This is a genomic window from Gilliamella sp. BG3 (genome assembly GCF_046635605.1).
In the GTDB taxonomy this organism is placed as follows: Bacteria; Pseudomonadota; Gammaproteobacteria; order Enterobacterales; family Orbaceae; genus Gilliamella; species Gilliamella bombi.
In genome coordinates this window covers 1-18988 of record NZ_JBIDFE010000016.1, presented here as the reverse complement: position 1 = coordinate 18988, position 18988 = coordinate 1, and the positions used below count along the sequence as shown (strand labels likewise).

Below are 18988 nucleotides of genomic sequence, written 5' to 3'. Positions count from 1 at the left end.
ATTTATTATTTCCAGAATTTTTTAGACACCTGGTAGAATGAATGCCATACTGATGAGTTTTTGGCTCTTTCTCGCACCACATTATCCATATAAAATTGAATTCGTTTAATATCATCAGCATTGTCTTTTAAAACTACACCAATAAGCTGTTTAGCAATATGTCCACCCTCAAGGGTGCCCTCATCAAAATAATAGGCATCTAATGCTGAGGCATAAACAATATTGACAGCTTCTGCTGTTGACATCACCGCATCAGGTGTTTTCAGATTAGTGCCTGCTTGTGTTTGCCCCTGTCTTAACTCTTGAAACGTTGTTACTAATAGTTCAATGACATCGACTGGAATAATGATCTGCGATTTTAGTTCACCTAATTCCTGGTTAAGTTGCATTTGAATTAATTCTATTTCAAAGTTTTTATCAGTAATTGGGTTAACGGTTTCAAAATTAAAGCGACGTTTTAATGCAGCCGACATCTCATGTACACCACGATCTTTTAAATTTGCCGTACCAATAAGATTAAAACCTGGTCGAGCGCTAATTTTAGCATGCTGTCCCATTTCTGGAATCATCATTTGCTTTTCTGACATCAATGACACAAGTACGTCTTGAATTTCAGGAGGACAACGTGTTATTTCTTCAAAGCGCACAATTTTACCTTGCTGCATACCGTGGTAAATTGGCGAACCAACTAATGCTCGTTCAGTTGGTCCTTCTGCTAATAATAAAGCATAATTCCAAGAATATCTGATATGATCCTCATTTGTCCCTGCCGTACCTTGAATAGTTAGGTTTGAATCACCACTGATTGCTGCAGCTAGCAGTTCAGATAACATCGATTTAGCTGTACCTGGTTCGCCAACTAACATTAAACCTTGTTTACCAAGCAAAGAGACTATTGCTCGATCAACAAGGGGATCGTCACCAAAAAATTTGCGACTGATGCCAACCTCTTCATTACCTAAAATAAACGTTCGTACCGATTTTGGTGATAACTGCCAGCCTTGAGGTTTATTGTTATTACTATCCAATTTCAGCAACTTATTTAACTCTTTAGCATAACGTTGTTCTGCACTTAAGCGAATGGCTTGTGTTTGTTTTACCATAACCCTTTCTTCTCCCACTCTGGATCAAAACCGCTTGAAGCATTAGCAACAGCCATATAATCAGCATAAGCTTCTGCTAGTAATACTGGCGGCACATCGTTGATATCAATTGCATTACCGTTTTTCCCTTGCTTTTTACTAAAATATAGATTGTAAAGTATAACGGGAATATTCTCTTCTGGCACATAGCTACCACTAAATTCAATATTGATATAAAGCTCAAGCTCGCTAAAATATTTATAATAGCCGTAAAAGCAAGCACCGTCTTCAATGTCTTCTCGCTTATACCCTTGTTTAATTAATATATTTCGTATTGTAAAACTGTCTGTTAGCCACCCTTTACGATCATCAATAATATTTTCTTCAACATGGCTAACATCAGGCAACGAATGGTTAAATTGTGTAAGTAGTAGCGGAACTTTGTAATCTGCAAGATGTTTTTGCCATGTTTTCACTACTTCGTTAGTTAACAATGCACTATGTGCAACAGTAACATCGTTTTCTTTACTAAGCGTAATCTCATCATCATTTAAATCAATTAAACTGCCATCTTCGGTTGGACGAAAACTCTTTATAATTACCCCTGATTCATTCACTTCAAGCCATACTAAATGTTGAATTAATCGATTCATAATGGGATGGTTATAGAAATATTCTTGCCACTCTAAAACTGACCAACGTCGTTGCAAACACATGGCTTCGTATAGCCGCGTTATTTGTAATTCAATTAACTGTTTCAGCTCTTTTTTACTATTACTAAATTGTTTTTTTGCTTCTTTAACAAGTGTTTCATCTTCAGATTTTCTTGCTTCGGGGAGTGTTTTAATTTCTTTACCTTCGGCGTTTTTTAATACAAATTTAAATTTATCATCTAATGTAGCTGTAAAAATTCGCTCACCATAATCAAGGCTCAGTACGCCCGATTCATCTAAACCTGCTGTTGGAATGGTGCGATCAGCCAGTTCATCAGCCGTCCACTGTTTTTGCTCAGCAATTTGGTTAATCAATAATTTTGCTTTTTTTTGCACGGACGGCGTTCGATAACGACGTGCAATTGATAATAAAAATTGAATAATAAGCGGATCGTCACTAACGGCTATTGATTCAAGCATGGCTTCAATTTGTCCACGCCTGATTTGATAGTTTTTAATATAGTTTTTTATTATCGATACGGCAGTATTACCTTGTATGCCTCCAATTAGTGATAATATCCCCTTTGATTTAATAGCTGAACCAATCACACGGGAAAGCACTTCTTGCTTTATCATTTCGAAAGCTTCGCTTAAAGTCATATTTTCATATTGACCATAATACTCGGGATAACGGTTTGCATAATTTAAATAATCTTTCAAACGCTGTTTTGCATTTAAGTTTGCCTCTATTTCGGCTTCTTCAAGTGTTGGCGTTAGTGTGTCTTGCTTAATAAAAGCCTGTAAAATAAATACACCTAATTCGTGTTGACTTTTGATGCTTAAAAGTCGGGTATAAATGATTAATAATGGATTAGCAGGCTCTTTTAATTTTATCGCAAGCCAAATCCACCAAGTGATAATTTGAGGGTAAACCACCTTACCATTTTGCCAAGTTAATGCTGGAATTAAGTTTTCATCAAGCCATTTGGCATCTGCTGGTTTTTTGCCTGTTAAGCCTTTTTGTGCATCATCTAATAATTTTGTTGGCGTTAAATATTGGTTTATATTTTCACCTAAACTTTCAAGCGCAGCTAATAATGTTGCTTGTACAGATTCAGATTTCTCTTTGTTTAGCGCATTATTCAGTGCTTTAATTGATGATTTCTGTCCTAATTTTACCAACCACTTGGCAGCTAAAATACGCTGAGCTTGTTTGGTTGATATTAATGCCTCTTCCACTCGGTAATGAATATCAGGCAACATACTCAATGCTTTTTGTGCTAATAAACGTAATGATTGAGTTTCACCTAATGCCAGTTCAAGTAAATAAGTCACATATTTAGCTAGTAACTTCGGGAAAAAAGTTAATATTTTTATCCCTCGCTCTTTCTCAAAGAAATAATCACTGTTTTGCAGTTCTTGATTTGGCAGTAGTCCTAATGCTTCATCAAGATAAACGGAATTTTCGGCAAAAAATGGCCAAACTAAATTAGGATCGACCTCAGCTGTGGTTTCATAATAATAATTCATTAAAAATGCGGCAGCGATGGTACGTTTCGCATCTGGCACATAATCTATTTTATTCATGACTTCAACTAACTGGCGTAAATCAGTACGTAACAAGATTTCATGATGAGAAAAACTTAAACCTAAATAAAAGGAATTAGGCTGATGATGACAAATTTTTTCCGCACGTAATAAGTGGTAAAGATTAAATTCAGGTAACGATGGCAAGCGCCCTTTATTCAAAATAACATCATAAATTAATTTATTTTTTATATCCGCCTGTTTGATATCACCTTTACCATTTAAACAATCAAAAATCGCATCTAAATCAGTAACAGTAATTGTTTTTAATTGCGCATAACGCTGTTGTTCAGATGTGATTTTGTAACCATATTCTTGGTTATATTGAATTTCCTGTTCTGCTTTCTTTTGCTGTTGGACTAATATTTCTTGGTAGTTTTGTTGCAAAATATCTCGCGCTTTAGAAGGTAAATTAACTTCAACGATCGATTCAAAAGGAGGAATAATTAATCCGATTTCTTGCTGTTTAGCATCCTCATTGACACTTAATCGTGATAAAGCCCCTTCGATGGTTTTTATTACGGTTTTATTCGTCTGACGGGTTAATGCTTCTTCTAAAATCTTGCGATTAACAGATAATCTAACTAATAAGTTTATCGCACGGCAACGTTGCTTAGGCGTTCCTTGATCTAATAAAGCTTGTAATTCAGCTTGTATTATGTCAATAGGTAAACTTAGTAACAAGGTTGTTGCTAACTCACTGATTGCTTTTATATTACTTGTTGATTGTTTTACAAGCAAATCAATCACATCTTGTTTAAGTTTGTCTTGATTAGCAATATATTGTAATTGCTGTAATTGACCAGCTCTAGATAGCCCCTGTTCAGGCAAGGTTTTAAACCATTCAAGATGTTCATAAATATAGGGCAATAAACCATTAATCATAAACACATAATAAAAACACTTTAAATAAGATTCTGGTGTTTGTTGACGGTCAAAAATAGCAAATAATAGTTGTTTCCCTAGCCCTTTTTGTTCTATTTCGAGCAATTGATGTAATTGTTGAACAGACCAATTTTGACGTTCAAGAATAATTTTTTCAGCACTTTGATTATAGCTAAACAAAGTTGAAACCAATCCATCTAAAAATAGATATAAAAACCATAATGGTAAATTTGGCGTGATCACATCAATATTTTTTTGTTCTGAATAAATGCGACTTTGCTGCATATTTTCAATATAGGTTGCTGCCAATACCTTACCAAAACGGATAATCTGTTCTGGCGTATAGTTATCCGTCCATTGTTGATAAAATAGCGCTCTTGCTTTTATTGGTTGTTTTTTCTCAGTGGAATAATAAATGATATTAGTCGCACCTGGAAAGCCTAGGCGCCCATAAACTCGCTTTGCATTATTATACGTTTGTGATAATTGATTTAAATCCTCTAAAACTAGAGGATCTTGACCTTGTAAAATATATTTACAAATGCGCTCAGGAATCAATTTATCTAACCCCCGCAAAATCTCAAAACACGCTAATAAATTGCGCTCATTATTGTCAACAGTATCCTTTACCATATTAATTTATCTTCCCAATCAGGATCAAAGCCACTACACGCATTTGCAACCGCCATATAGTTAGCATAACCTTCAGCGAGTAACACTGGAGGCAATTTATCGAGAGCTATTGGTCTATCTTTTAAACCTGGCTTTTTACTAAAATAGAGGTCAAAAAGAGCAACAGGGATATTTTCTTCTGGTACCATGCTGCCACTAAATTCAATATTAATATACAGGTTAAGACTAGAAAAATACTTATAATAACCATAAAAACAACCTGCATCTTCAACATTGTCACGCTTATAATCCAATTTGGTTAAGATTCCACGTATCGTGAAACTGTCAGTTAACCAACCTAAACGTTCATCAATAATGTCATCTTTAACTTTACTTATATCTGGTAATGAGTGAGTCAATTGATCAAATAGCTCGGGGACTTTGTAATCTTTAAGATGATTTTGCCATTTTACTGTGGTAGCACTTGGCAACACTGCAGAGTGGGCAAGGGCAATGCGATTACCTTCATTTAGTTCTATTTCTTCATCTTCAGTTGTAATTAAGCTACCATCCTCAGTTGGTCTAAAGCTGTTTACTATCTGTCCATTTTCATCTAATTCAAGCCAGATTAAACGTTGAATAAGCCGTCCTACGATAGGATGTGGCTGTAAGTATTTTTGCCAATCCTCTACTCGCCATTGACGCTGTGTACACATAGCTTCATAAAAGCGGGTAATTTGCATATTAAGCAATTGCGTTAGTTCTTTTTTACTGTTGGAAAACTGTTTTTTTGCCTCTTTCACTAAGGCTTGATCTTCGCTTTTTCGGGCTTCTGGTAAGGATTTAATTTCGTCACCATCTGCATTTTTTAAATGCCATTTAAACTTATCATCAAAAGTAGCTGTAAATGTGCGTTCACCATAATCAAGGGTTAACACACCATTATCATCTAGCCCTGCGGTAGATATGGTGCGATCAGCTAGTTCATCAGTAGTCCAGCCATTGCGTTCTGCAATACTTTCTACCAATAAGCGGGCTTTTTCTTGTACAGATGCAGCACGATAACGGCGGGCAAGCGATAACAAGAGTTGAATGATCAACGGATCATCACTTTGAGCAAGCGGTTCAAGCATCGCTTCAATTTGCGCTCGTCGTTGTTGATGATCTTTCATAAAACTACGTAATAACGAAACTGCAATATGACCTTTAATACCACTAGTTAATGCTAATAATCCTTTCGCTTTAATGGCTGAACCAAGATACACTGCCAAAGCCTCTTTTTTTATCTCTTCAAATACTTGTTCAAAAGTAATATTGGCATAACTAGGGTAGTATTGAGGGTGTTGCTGGTAGTAGCCAATATATCGCTGCAATCGCTTATCGGCTAATGAATTGGCTTTTGCTTCGGCATCTTCCAACGTTGGCATTCGCGTATCTTGCTTAATAAAGCTTTGTAAAATAAATTCGCCTAATTGCTGTTGGCTTTGCTGACTTAATAAGCGACTATAAATAATTAACAATGGATTAGCTGGATCTTTTAACTTGACCGCTAACCACGCCCACCATTCAATAATTTGAGGATCAACTACATCACCATTTTTCCATGTTAATGGCGGAATTAGATTTTTATCAAACCAGTCAAAATCAGCAGGTTTTTTACCTTTTAAGCCTTTTTGTGCATCGGTTAATAATTTTTTAACGGTTAGATGTTGACTAATATCTTCGCCTAATTTTTCTAAAGCGACTAATAAAGCAGCTTGTACAGTTTCGCGTTTTTCTTTTTTTAAGGCATTATTTAATGCTTTAATTGAAGATTTTTGTCCTAACTCTGCTAACCAATTAGCGGCGGCAATTCGCACCTCTTGCTTTGCTGATGTTAAAGCTTGTTCAACTTGGCAATGAATATTAGTAATCACACTTAAAGCGTTTTGTGCGGCATAGCGTACTTGTTTACTTTCGCCCAAAGCTAATTCAAATAGATAAGCAACATATTTAGTTGGAATATTTGGGAAAGTTTGTAATATTTTAATGGTACTTTCTACATCAACATTAAGATAAGACAAGGCTTCTTGTTTGGGAGCAAAACCTAAGGCCTCATCAAGCAAAAATTCGTTTTCAGCAAAAAATGGCCATAATTTGTGTGGTTCATTTTCATAGACATCGTGATAGGTATCTTTGGTTAAAAATGGCACAGCAACGACATAGGGCACATGCTGAGAATAATTGAGTTTTACTAATACATCTGCAATTTGTCTAAGATCTAATTTTTTTATAAATTCATTTTTTTCAAATAATCTTTCGAAATAATAAACGCCTGTATCTTTATCAGCTAATTGAGTCACTCGTAATAGATGAAAAAGCGTAAATTCAGGTAGATTCTGTAACCTTTTTTTGGCTAATAAAAATTTAATATCGATATTTTTATTGATTTTTTTGAGTAACGCCGAATATTCAATCTTACCATTTAAATAGTGATAGACATCATCTAAATCCTGTGAGGTAATCGTTTTTAACGTTTTATAGTATTTTCTTGCCCAATTATATGGAAGGTTATATTTTTTGTTATCTTCAACTTCTTTTTGTGCCGCTTTTTCACTTTCTATTAAATGTTCTTCATAATTTTGCTGCAAAATATCACGAGCAATAATGGGTAAATCAACATCATCGATTGGCTCAAAATCAGGAATGATTAAAGTTGCTTGTTGTTCGGCTGTATTTGCACTTTCAAGTCGTGATAAAGCACTTTCTATCGCAGCAATGACCGTTTTGTTAGTTTCGTTAGCTAAGGCTTGTTGTAAGATTGTCGAATCGGAGGATATTCTAGCCTGTAATGCGGCAGCATGACTACGCTGCTTAACTGTGCCAGCAGTTAACAAACGTTGTAAATGGGGCTTTACTATTTCGACAGGGGAACTAAGTAACATTTCAGTTGCTAGCTGATTGACTTGTTTGGAGCTATTTAATGACTGCACAGCAATAAAATCAATCAGTGGCATTTGTAGTTCAGGATGCTTTCGAATATATTTTAATTGTTCGACTTGCCCTAATATCGCAATATCTTGATTCGGTAATTGTTTGAATAATTCGATATGCTCAATAACATAAGGTAATAGACCATTAATCATAAAGAAATATTGAAAACAGCCGCTATATGTAATATTTTGGCGGTCAAAAATAGCAAATAATAACTTTTTACCTAATCCTGATTCCTCAATCTCTAACAACTGATGCAATTGTTTAATTGACCAATTTTTTCGCTCATCAATCCGCTCTTCATTGTTACAACAAATCGGTAACGTAGTAATCAATCCATCATATAACAGGTATAGAAACCAAGAGGGTAACTCTGGAGTAATAAGTTTAATAAAACGTAAATTACCACATAACGCCGTTAAAACTCGTGCAAAACGGATTATCTGTTCAAAAGTATAATCATCAGTCCACCGCTGATAAAAAGCCATTCTTGCTTTTTCGGATGAATTGGGTTCGTCACAAATATTTGTATAATGAAGGTCACAAGGTCTTCGAAGTAACTCATAAAGTTTAGTAGCCGTGTTTGAAGACTGACACAATTGATTTAAATCAACTAATACATTTAGTTCATCACCCTGTAAGATATATTGAGTAATGCGCGTTGGCATGGTTTTATCCAGTTCTTTTACTGGGTCAAATATAGTGGTAATTAATTGTTGTGATGATAATTCATTTATTTTTTTCATATTCCTTTCTTCTCCCATTCTGGATCAAATCCGCTACATGCCTTAGCAACAGCCATATAATCAGCATAACTTTCTGCTAGTAACACACGAGGATCTTTGCTAATTTCAATTGTGTTATTTTTAATTGTATCCACATCACCGATAACAAAAGGTGTAACGCTTTAATAACTATTGACATTGCTCCTTTAGCCAGTTTATTTCTTGCGTCCAAATATCAGGATCAATGGTTTCTAAGATAAGAGGAATTTCGTCAATTCTTGGATCTTGCATAATATATTTAAATGCAGTTTCACCAATATTGCCTTTGCCTAAACTGTGATGGCGATCGACATGGCTAGCAAATTCGCTTTTAGCATCGTTTAAGTGCATGCCTCGTAAGTATTGAAAACCGACTATTTTTTCGAACTCAGCAAAAGTTTCTTGGCAAGCTTGTTCGGTACGTAAATCGTAACCAGCGGCAAAAGCGTGGCAAGTGTCAATGCAAACTCCAACTCTGCTTTTGTCTTCGACTTGGTCAATGATTTGCGCAAGATGTTCAAATTTATAGCCTAAGTTAGAGCCTTGTCCAGCCGTATTTTCAATAACAGCAACCACATTTTGTGTTTTGTCGAGCGTAATGTTTATCGATTCGGCAATGCGTGCTAGGCATTCATCAACCGATATTTGTTTTAGATCGCTTCCGGGGTGAAAATTGAGTAATGTTAATCCTAATTGTTCACAACGTTGCATTTCGTCTAAAAAAGCAGTGCGTGATTTTTCAAGCTGTTCACTATCGGGGTGTCCTAAATTAATAAGGTAACTATCGTGTGGCAAAATTTGTTTGCTGGTAAAACCATATTTTTCGCAGCGTTTTTTAAAGCTGTCGATGGTGGCTGTTTCAAGCGGTTTGGCGTGCCATTGTCGTTGATTTTTGGTAAATAACGCAAATGCGGTTGCGCCAATTTGATAGGCATTTATCGGGGCGTTATCTACCCCACCTGCTGCACTTACATGTGCACCAATGTATTTCATTTTTTGTCCTAATAACGTTGTTAGTTTATGATTAGCGGATAATTAGTTCGAGCCGCTATTGCGTTGTAGCTGATCACGCAAATTAGGCGGTACACCTTTAATAACCAGTGAGTCAGTCTGTGGATCCCATTTTATACGTTCACCTAACAAATTTGAATCGAAGCTTAAGGTTAATCCGCCACCGCTGCCCGAGAATTTTTTAAGTTGGCGCAATGCACTACGATCAACGGGGAATGTGTCTTCTAAATCGTATTCACTATTTTTGACAAATTCAATAAAGTTGTTATCGTCACTTGTTGGTAGTTCGTTGGCTAGATTTTTTAGTTCAATTTCTTCACCAGCTTGTAATTGAGCTTGACAGTAATTGTAGACGCTTTCACGTGCGTTGGTTTTGTCTTGTTTGTCAAATTGCATTTCTTGGCAGTAATCATCTACCGCTTTAACCAGTGTTTTGTTTTGTGCTTTCGCATCTAATCCTTCATTAGCACCTAGGTAGTCCATAAAAAAGTCAGATACTTTTCGCCCTACTCGTCCTTTTAAAAAGGTTAAATATCGTTTTGAGTCGGCTTGGGTTTCCCATTCGGTCATGTCTATACGGGCAATAATATCGGCATGGTCAATGTCTAGATATTGCGTTTCGCTAATATCTAAGTCTTCATTAACTAACATACTTAAACAACTATTTAACACCGCAATAATTAAGTATTCAACCGCTAAATAACGATATTGGCAAAACACCACCGTTCCTCCTTCTGCAAAAGGATATTTGGCAAGTTCGTTGCGTAGTTGTTTGGTTGATTCTTGGCTGAAATGTAAAAAATCTTGATTGCCTAGCCGTAGTTCTTTTAGTGATTGTTCAAATAAGCTTTCGCTATTAAATAATCCATAGGCTTTGCTTTTGTTATTATAGATGCGGTTGATATCTTCAATTAGATTAACAACCGCTTGCTCGTTGTCGAGCATTGAGTCACGAAGTTGTAGTTCAATTTCGGTGTCGCTTTTTCTAATTAATTTATGCAGTATGATCTTTTCTATTTGTACGCTCATTGGTGAGGTTCCTATTGGATCGCTATAATCATCATTAAGGACATTATTTTATCAAAGCGCTGAAAAAGTGCTATTAACAATTTGCCAGTCTGTTAAACTAGCACAGTTAAATTGCATAAATCTATACTGAAACGTATAGTTACCTGAAACTTTTTGACAAGATTTAACTACACGTAAGCGCAGTCGCGATAGCAAGGTTTAGATAATCGCTATCAGTTATAATCATTAAAATTAAGAAATAAGTAAAAATCGAAAACTGAATTTATTATTTTGCTAATATACCTAACAAGCAATTTGGGGGTATCATTATCAATGTAAAATAATGATTATGCTTTTTATACTGAAACGTATAGTTACCTGAAACTTCTTTACAATATTTATCAACGGAAAATTAAAAGCAATGGCTCACTCTATTGATGTTTATAATGATTTTAAAAATAAAAAAATCAGTGCACTATTTTGGCAATATGCGCTGCCAGCAGTGATTGGAACGATTGTTAATACACTTTATAATATTATTGATGGCATTTTTATTGGCCATTGGATCGGGCGCGAGGCGTTAAGTGCTGCTGGTCTTATTTTACCTGTGATGAATTTAGCAGCGGCAATTGGTATGTTAGTTGGAATCGGTTCGGCCAGTCGGATTTCAATTTTTTTAGGTCGTGGTGAAAACGACAAGGCCGAAAAAGTCGCTGGTACGTCGTTTATGCTAACTGCGCTGCTGAGTGGTTTTACGCTGTCAATGCTGCTTATTTTTATTGATCCCGTGTTACGTTTTGTCGGTTCTAGCCCTGTTAACCATGTTTATGCTAGAGAGTTTTTAGAGATTTTTCTACCTGGTAGTATCTTTTTAACCCTCACTTTTAACTACAACAATATGATGCGTGCAAGTGGTTACCCTTTTAAAGCCATGGTAACTATGTTTGTCAGTGTGATTGCCAACATTATTTTGGCACCGATTTTCATTATTGGTTTAGGCTGGGGAATGCGTGGAGCTGCAATGGCAACAACGTTGTCGATGATGATTAGCTTTGTGTTTGTTATGCAACATTTTTTAAATAAGAATAGTAATATTAAGCTTTATCGTCGTAATTTTAAGTTGGACCTTTCAATTGCAAAATCGGTTATATCAATCGGTTTATCGCCTTTTTCAATGCAAATGGCGGCATCAATCGTTGTAGTGTTTATTAACTGGCAACTTAATCGTTATGCTCCACTTGCTAATGTGTCGGGCGATGATTCAATTGCTGCTTTTTCTAATGCTAACCGGCTTATTACTTTAGTGATTATGATTGTCATTGGTATCAACCAAGGTATGCAACCTATTATTGGTTATAATTATGGTGCTAAAAATTATGATCGCGTTAAAAAGACTTTCTTTTATGCTGTGAAAGTAGCAACGGTTGTAACTTCGCTCGGTTTTGTATTAGGATTTTTTATTCCAGATATGTTGGTACGAGCTTTTAGTTCCGAGGAAGATTTAGTGCAACTTTCGGCTATTGCATTACGATTTACTACACTCTCTTTTATTTTTGTTGGCTTTCAAATGGTTACCACTAGCTTTTTCCAATGTATTGGTATGGCAAAAATTTCGATTTTATTAAGTCTTTCAAGGCAAATTTTGATTTTGTTACCAGCACTTTATATTTTACCATTATTTTTGGGTTTTGATGGTGTTTGGGCTGCTGCCCCAACAGCCGATCTGTTATCAACAGGTACAGCTTGCCTTGTGCTTTATTGGTATTTTAAATCACTCAAGAAAAGACATTGTTGTAATTAATACTGCCGTTTAAGTTAATCAGGGCTTAACGCCCTTTTTAATTTAGCCCAATTTTATTTACTGAAGTCGTTTTTATTTTTGTTCACAAAATTCATGCTTAATTCCATTTTCACAAGCTTTTTTAAACAATTCTTTCGCTTTTTTGGTATCTTTTTTAACATCATAGCCATTAAAATATATCACACCAAGATTCCATTGTGCGTAAGGATCATTTTGCTCGGCTGCTTTTTCCAACCAAATTTTAGCTAAACTATAATCTTGTTCAACAACTTTACCATCAAAATACATATCACCTAAAGAATATTGAGCATTTACATTGCCATTTTCGCTCGCTTTTTGATACCATTCCAAAGCTTTCGTTATATTTTGTTCAACACCTTGGCCTTTTTCGTACATATACCCTAAATTAAATTGAGCTTCGTCGTCTTTTTCTGCTGCTTTTTGAAACCATTCAAAAGCTTTGGTGTAATCTTGTTCAACTTCTTCACCTTTATAATATAAGCTAGCGATATTAGTCATAGCATATACAATACCTTGTGCCGCAGCTTTTTCGTACCATTCTATTGCTTTTTGCGCATCTTTTGTGACAGAAATACCATAAAGGTACCTAACGCCAAGATAAAATTGTGCTTCTGGATTATTTTCTTCTGCCGCTTTTTTGTATAATTCGTCAAAACTCAAATCTCGAAAATCTTGAGCATAAGATGGGTTTGAGAAACATATGAACAATAAAAATAATGCAACTAATTTTTTCACGTTATATTGCTTATTAGTAAAACTTAATGAAGTTAAAATATATATTTTAATTTATTATAAACTAAAATTACTGAACTATTTTTAGTAATATCAAAATAAAACAAAAGTCTATTAATTCCGTTCAGTATTTCGTATTGTAGCCTTATTATGTCGAAGCCGATAAGTTTGTAATACTCGATAAGGTCACAAACATAAGACACAGAAAAATCAATATAACCCCAAACCACCCAACTAATGACATTTGTTCGCCAATAATTAACATCGCTAATATGGCCGCAATAACTGGTTCTAACAAGCTAATAGTAATAGCTGAGCTGGCTGATATTTTAGATAAACCATAGCCATAAAATAAATACCCAAGAAACATGGGAATCAATGCCATATAAACGCAAACGGCCATATTGGTTAATGAGTCAAACAATGCAGATCCTGTAAGTAGCATAACAGGTATGAGTAAGATGCCACCACAACCAAAAGTCGCGCCCATGGCCGATTTTGTTGCGATACCTTTTAACATTAATTGCCGTGCAGACCATGAATACAAGGCATAAGTGAATCCAGCGATTAAGCCTAGCAAAATGCCAATAGTGATATGATCATATTGATTTGTAGTAGAGTTATTTTCTGAAAAGGCAAGTAAAATTATTCCCAAAATACCACAGCTAGCTCCCATTAACCATTGTTTAGTTAGCCGAAAATCATTGCTAATATATTCAATAATGGCTGAAAGAATCGGCGCAGAGCCAATAGAGACCACCGTTCCTATTGTCACGCCAGACAACCGCATGGAGCTATAAAAAGCTAAAGGGTAAATCATTACCGCAATGGCACCAACAATAAGAAAACCAAAATGTTTGGTTAACAAATGACGATCTTTGATTATTTTGGATATCGCCAATATACATTGTAAAATGCCACCAATGCCCATTGCTAACGAGCCAATAAGTAAAGGTGAAAGCGAGGGAGCAAATGTAGCTGCTGTGCCCGTTGTCCCCCATAAAACAGATGCTAATATGACAGCTAAAATACCAAGTACTTTATTCATTAGATAGGTGATTACTCAATATTTTGTACTTGCTCACGAATTTGTTCTATAAGTACCTTCAATTCAATTGCACTGGCTGTCACTTCAGCATTAATTGATTTAGAGGCAATAGTGTTAGTTTCTCGATTAAACTCTTGCATCATAAAATCCAATCTACGACCTATCGCTTCGTTTTTCTTTAAGATCGAATAAGTTTCTTTAACATGTGTCATTAGGCGATCAAGCTCTTCGGCAACATCAATTCGCTGGGCAACCATCACTATTTCTTGCTCTAGGCGAGAATGATCCAGTTCAATATTAGCTTCAGCCAATTTACTTTTTAAACGTTCTTTTTGCCATTCAAGTATTTGCGGCATCCAATTACGAATCTTATCCACTTCTACGGTAATGGCTTCTAAACGTTTAACAATTAAATCACTAAGCGCTTTACCTTCACGTTCTCGAACAGCTTTAAACTCGTCGATAGCTGTATCAAGTAACGCTAGGATTTCTTGTGATATGCTGTCAAGATTTTGTTCTTTTGCCGACAATACGCCTGGCCAACGAAGTACATCAATCGGGTTAACTTGTCCTGATTGATGCTCTGTTTGAACCCAGTTTGCGGCATTTAAAATTTGCTTAGCAAGATCTTTATTTAACGAAAGTTCTTGATTTTGCGCTGCAGGATCTAATTCAAAACGTAAATTACATTCGATTTTACCACGAGTTAGACGATTACGGAGTCGTTCACGTATCATCGGTTCAAGTGAACGAAACTGTTCTGGTAGGCGGATATAGGTTTCTAAATAACGTTGATTAACTGATCGGAGTTCCCATGAGGCGGTTCCCCAAGATTGATTTAACTCCTTTCTGGCATAGGCGGTCATACTGGAAATCATAATTGCTTCCTAAATTTGTAAAAAACTTGCTGGGCATTGTACCACATATTCTGTATAATATGCTCTTAGCTTAGGCTAAACATCAACCTTATCTTGTTGATGTCCCCCTAAATAATTAGCTCAAAAAAGATATTTTTTAATTGTAACATCTGGAGAATTGCATGCGCCCGTCAGGTCGATCTGCGGAACAAGTCCGCCCTATCAAAATAACCCGTCATTATACTAAGCATGCAGAAGGTTCTGTATTAGTTGAGTTTGGTGAAACTAAAGTACTTTGTAATGCCACTATTGATGAAGGTGTGCCACGTTTTTTAAAGGGTCAAAACCAAGGTTGGGTAACTGCTGAGTATGGAATGCTACCTCGTGCAACCCATTCACGAACTCAACGCGAAGCGGCTAAAGGTAAACAAACCGGTCGCACTATGGAGATTCAACGCCTTATTGCTCGTTCACTACGTGCAATGATCGACCTTAATTTATTAGGTGAATATACTATCACGTTAGATTGCGATGTTATTCAAGCAGATGGTGGTACCCGAACTGCGTCAATTACTGGTGCTTGTGTAGCACTAAATGATGCAATCAACAAAATGGTTGCAGATGGTAAAATTAAGCAAAATCCAATTAAATCATTAGTTGCTGCTGTTTCTGTCGGTATTGTCGATGGCCAAGCAGTGTGTGACTTAGAATACATAGAAGATTCAAACGCTGAAACCGATATGAATGTTGTTATGACTGACGATGGTCGTATGATTGAAGTGCAAGGCACTGCTGAAGGCGAACCTTTTAGTCATGACGAATTATTAAAACTGTTAGAGCTAGCAAAAAATGGCATCAAAACTATTATTGATGCACAAAAACAGGCCTTAAAAGATTAATTGGAGAGGATCGATGAAATCATATAAAAGTGAATTTATTGAATTTGCATTAAATAGGCAAGCATTAAAGTTTGGTGAATTCACCTTGAAATCGGGACGCAAAAGTCCCTATTTCTTTAATGCAGGATTATTTAATACAGGTAAAGATCTGGCTTTATTAGGTCGTTTTTATGCAGCCGCACTAATGGATGCTAATTTAGAGTACGATGTCATTTTTGGTCCAGCCTATAAAGGTATCCCTATTGTTTCATCAACCGTTGTTGCACTATCTGAACATCATAATGTTGACATTCCTTACTGCTTTAACCGTAAAGAAGCAAAAGATCATGGCGAAGGCGGTAATTTAGTAGGTAGTTCGATCTATCAACAACGCGTTATGTTGGTCGATGATGTTATTACTGCCGGAACTGCTATTCGTGAATCGATGAAAATATTAGCAGATAACCAATCTAAACTTGCTGGCGTACTGATTTGTCTAGATCGTCAAGAAAAAGGTCGTGGTGAACTGTCAGCAATTCAAGAAATTAAACAAACTTATCATTGCAATGTAATTTCAATTATTACGCTTGATGATTTAATCCAGTACCTCTATAAAGATCCAGCTCGAAAAGATCAAGTAATGCAAGTTGAAGCTTATCGGTCTGAATTTGGGATAAAGTAATAACAATTTACTTTTCTATATTTATAAAAACTAAAGCCTCGAAAGAGGCTTTAGTTTTTATGTTTTATCTAGAAATTTTTATTATCAGTAAGATAAATTCCACAATAAAGTAAAATAATTGCTTTTATTTTTTTAAGATTTAATCATCATATCAAGCCTTTTAAATTTTATTTATATTATTAATCATGATAATTAATTTATATGAAACAAGTAAATTGCTAGAATAATAACTAATAATCAAATGTTTTCAAATTAAATTAAATAGAAATATAAGTAGGTATAAATATGGAAGAATCTTTTAAACCCCGTAGTTTATCGATTAGTGAATTATTTGGTGATACAAAAAATCTTTATAAAATACCAAAGTATCAAAGACCTTATAAATGGGAAAGTGAACAAGTTGAACAGTTATGGGACGATATTTTAGAATCATATGAAAATGACGTACCAAATTACTTTCTTGGCTCTGTTATTACAGCAAATTCTTATGATGAACCTAATTCCCCTTATATTGATGTTGTCGATGGACAACAAAGATTAACAACGTTAATGATACTATTTTGCGTTATACGTGATTATTTTCCGAATCTTAATCTACATGATAATTTAAATCCCCTTTCTGTAAACATTGATATTATCCGTTCTGCAATAATCTTTAATAGCCGAGCTTCACGTTTAAGATTACACACTCATAGCTCTCATCAATCTGATTTTGAAGCGTATATTTTAAACGAGGGAGCAACAAAAATATTGCCGCCTCCATATAAATATCAAATTAAAAATGATCAAGAACCCAAATTTAAATTTATTAATACCGCACTAATTTTTAAAGAGAAATTAAATTCTTTACCTGAAAATAAACTTGGAGAGTTAATTAATTACTTGTTTTACCAAGTTAAAATTATACGTATCGATTGTACCAGTCGTGATTTTGCTATTAAATTGTTTCAGGTGCTCAATAATAGAGGTTTAGATTTAACTTCTGCTGACTTAATAAAAAGTTTTTTATTAGAAAAGCTTTATAAAAAATATAAAGATGATTTAGCCACTTCAAAATTAAAAGAAGATAGTTTTATGTCTGATTGGCGTGAAATGGAGCAGCTCATTAAACAATGTGACGATATAAGTTTAAATGATTTGTTTATTATTTACGCACATTATTTATTAGGCTCAAATCAAAAAAAATCATTCACTGAAGAGCTACAAAACTTATTCGAAAATCAAGATCCTAATCAAGTCATAGCCTCATTAAAACAATTTGTTATTAATTATTACGAAAAAATATATTGTTCAAAAGATAAAAATATTTATTCATTCCAATATTTGAGATGGAGTAATTATTGGAAAGCGATATTAATGACAGCCATTACAACAAATTATAAAGATTTTGATGAATTAGTTTTTGAACTAAGACGCTTTTATTATTTATATTGGATTGCGGGAAAAACATTATCCCAAGTAAAGCAGACTTCTTTTAATGTCATTAAAGCACTGAAAGAAAAAAAACATATCAATTATTTAAAAGCAATCTTTTCAAATAAGTTAAATTCCGAAAAGATTTATGAATTAGCGATATCTCAGCTAACTTCCAATATGGTTGATAAAGAAGCATGGATTAAACCTCTTTTGATTTTAATTGAGTATGATCTAACCGATCAATCTAATCCTATTTTATTAAAACTTAATAATGACTTGCACCTTGAACATATATTACCTAAAAAATATAAGACTATTGCAGAATGGAATCATATCACCGAAGAAGTAAAAAACAGATGGTTACATAGTATTGCTAATTTGACATTATTAAGCGGTAAAAAAAACATTGATGCTAGTAATAATCCTTTCAATGTCAAAATGATCGTATATCAGGGTAATCATACTAATAACACGACTGCATTTCGCCTTTCTCAAAAAGTATTAGATGATTTTAATCAAAAAACATTTAATCAACAATGGCATGAAGATGCATTAAAAGATCGTTATAATTGGATACTTGCACGATTAGAAAAATTATTAGCTATAGATTTTACATTAGTAAAGCAGATAGATACCCCAAAAATGGCAAAATAATGATCAATCAACTAATATGATGTGTAGGAATCAATTGCGTTGGTTATAGGAAATAGTCAGTTAAACCTACTGTAATAAATTTTCATAAAATAAAATTAACGCCGTATCACCAACAAGCGATATGGCGTTAATATCATAAAGAAAATTATTATCAATTTGAATAAACGTATTACGGCCATTCATTCAACCGTTTGTAATACAAAAAGACCTCATGAAACACTAACTCTACCTGACATATCTTTATATATTTCTAAACTGCCTACACGGCGGTAAACAATTTTATGATAGTTAAAGTATCAAAATAGGTGTTTCTAAATATTGGCC

At 34.7% G+C, this 18988-nt stretch carries 13 protein-coding genes; 4 read left to right on the top strand and 9 right to left on the bottom strand.

The window, feature by feature from the left end; translation table 11 throughout:
- Nucleotides 1–5: 5 nt before the first annotated feature.
- The 6 genes from ACGH6S_RS08500 to yejK are packed head-to-tail and all read right to left on the bottom strand — an operon-like array spanning nt 6 to nt 10596.
- Nucleotides 6–1103: an ATP-binding protein gene (locus ACGH6S_RS08500; protein WP_065609770.1), complete on the bottom strand. Its 1098-nt coding sequence runs from the start codon at nt 1101–1103 to the stop codon at nt 6–8.
- Nucleotides 1097–4840, bottom strand: a complete 3744-nt coding sequence (locus ACGH6S_RS08495; RefSeq protein WP_411578688.1) for a DUF4132 domain-containing protein — start codon at nt 4838–4840, stop codon at nt 1097–1099. Before ACGH6S_RS08495 ends, ACGH6S_RS08500 begins: the two co-directional genes overlap by 7 nt.
- A complete protein-coding gene (locus ACGH6S_RS08490) occupies nt 4834–8538 on the bottom strand; it encodes a DUF4132 domain-containing protein (protein WP_411578687.1) in 3705 nt (1234 codons plus the stop codon). The genes ACGH6S_RS08495 and ACGH6S_RS08490 overlap by 7 nt, the downstream gene beginning before the upstream one ends.
- A complete protein-coding gene (locus tag ACGH6S_RS08485) occupies nt 8535–8672 on the bottom strand; it encodes a hypothetical protein (protein WP_167370075.1) in 138 nt (45 codons plus the stop codon). Before ACGH6S_RS08485 ends, ACGH6S_RS08490 begins: the two co-directional genes overlap by 4 nt.
- 34 nt (nt 8673–8706) lie before the next feature.
- Nucleotides 8707–9549 (bottom strand): deoxyribonuclease IV, encoded by an 843-nt coding sequence (gene nfo, locus ACGH6S_RS08480; RefSeq protein ID WP_174798096.1) that lies wholly within the window; start codon nt 9547–9549, stop codon nt 8707–8709.
- Nucleotides 9550–9591: 42 nt separating this feature from the next.
- The gene (yejK, locus tag ACGH6S_RS08475; protein ID WP_065589922.1) at nt 9592–10596 is read right to left on the bottom strand and encodes a nucleoid-associated protein YejK; all 1005 of its coding nucleotides are present in this window, start codon (nt 10594–10596) and stop codon (nt 9592–9594) included.
- Nucleotides 10597–10996: 400 nt separating this feature from the next.
- On the opposite strand from yejK, the gene ACGH6S_RS08470 reads away from it, so the two are divergent.
- Nucleotides 10997–12376 (top strand): MATE family efflux transporter, encoded by a 1380-nt coding sequence (locus tag ACGH6S_RS08470; protein ID WP_411578686.1) that lies wholly within the window; start codon nt 10997–10999, stop codon nt 12374–12376.
- Between the two features lie 72 nt (nt 12377–12448).
- Here ACGH6S_RS08470 and ACGH6S_RS08465 read toward each other — a convergent pair whose 3' ends face one another.
- The 3 genes from ACGH6S_RS08465 to ACGH6S_RS08455 form a co-directional block, all read right to left on the bottom strand.
- Nucleotides 12449–13132, bottom strand: coding sequence for a tetratricopeptide repeat protein (locus ACGH6S_RS08465; RefSeq protein ID WP_411578685.1), 684 nt, complete (start codon nt 13130–13132; stop codon nt 12449–12451).
- Nucleotides 13133–13277: 145 nt separating this feature from the next.
- The gene (locus ACGH6S_RS08460) at nt 13278–14177 is read right to left on the bottom strand and encodes a DMT family transporter (RefSeq protein ID WP_411578684.1); all 900 of its coding nucleotides are present in this window, start codon (nt 14175–14177) and stop codon (nt 13278–13280) included.
- Between the two features lie 11 nt (nt 14178–14188).
- Nucleotides 14189–15055 carry a YicC/YloC family endoribonuclease gene (locus ACGH6S_RS08455; RefSeq protein WP_065589924.1) on the bottom strand — a complete coding sequence of 289 codons (867 nt, stop codon included), beginning with the start codon at nt 15053–15055 and terminating at the stop codon, nt 14189–14191.
- A 161-nt stretch (nt 15056–15216) separates the two neighbouring features.
- Between ACGH6S_RS08455 and rph the strand changes: the two genes are divergently transcribed.
- From rph to ACGH6S_RS08440, 3 genes are all read left to right on the top strand, one after another.
- Nucleotides 15217–15933, top strand: coding sequence for a ribonuclease PH (gene rph, locus ACGH6S_RS08450; RefSeq protein ID WP_065561348.1), 717 nt, complete (start codon nt 15217–15219; stop codon nt 15931–15933).
- Between the two features lie 13 nt (nt 15934–15946).
- On the top strand, nt 15947–16594 hold the full coding sequence (gene pyrE, locus ACGH6S_RS08445; protein ID WP_174798089.1) for an orotate phosphoribosyltransferase: 648 nt from the start codon (nt 15947–15949) through the stop codon (nt 16592–16594).
- Between the two features lie 285 nt (nt 16595–16879).
- Nucleotides 16880–18664: a DUF262 domain-containing protein gene (locus ACGH6S_RS08440; protein WP_065589926.1), complete on the top strand. Its 1785-nt coding sequence runs from the start codon at nt 16880–16882 to the stop codon at nt 18662–18664.
- Nucleotides 18665–18988: the final 324 nt, after the last annotated feature.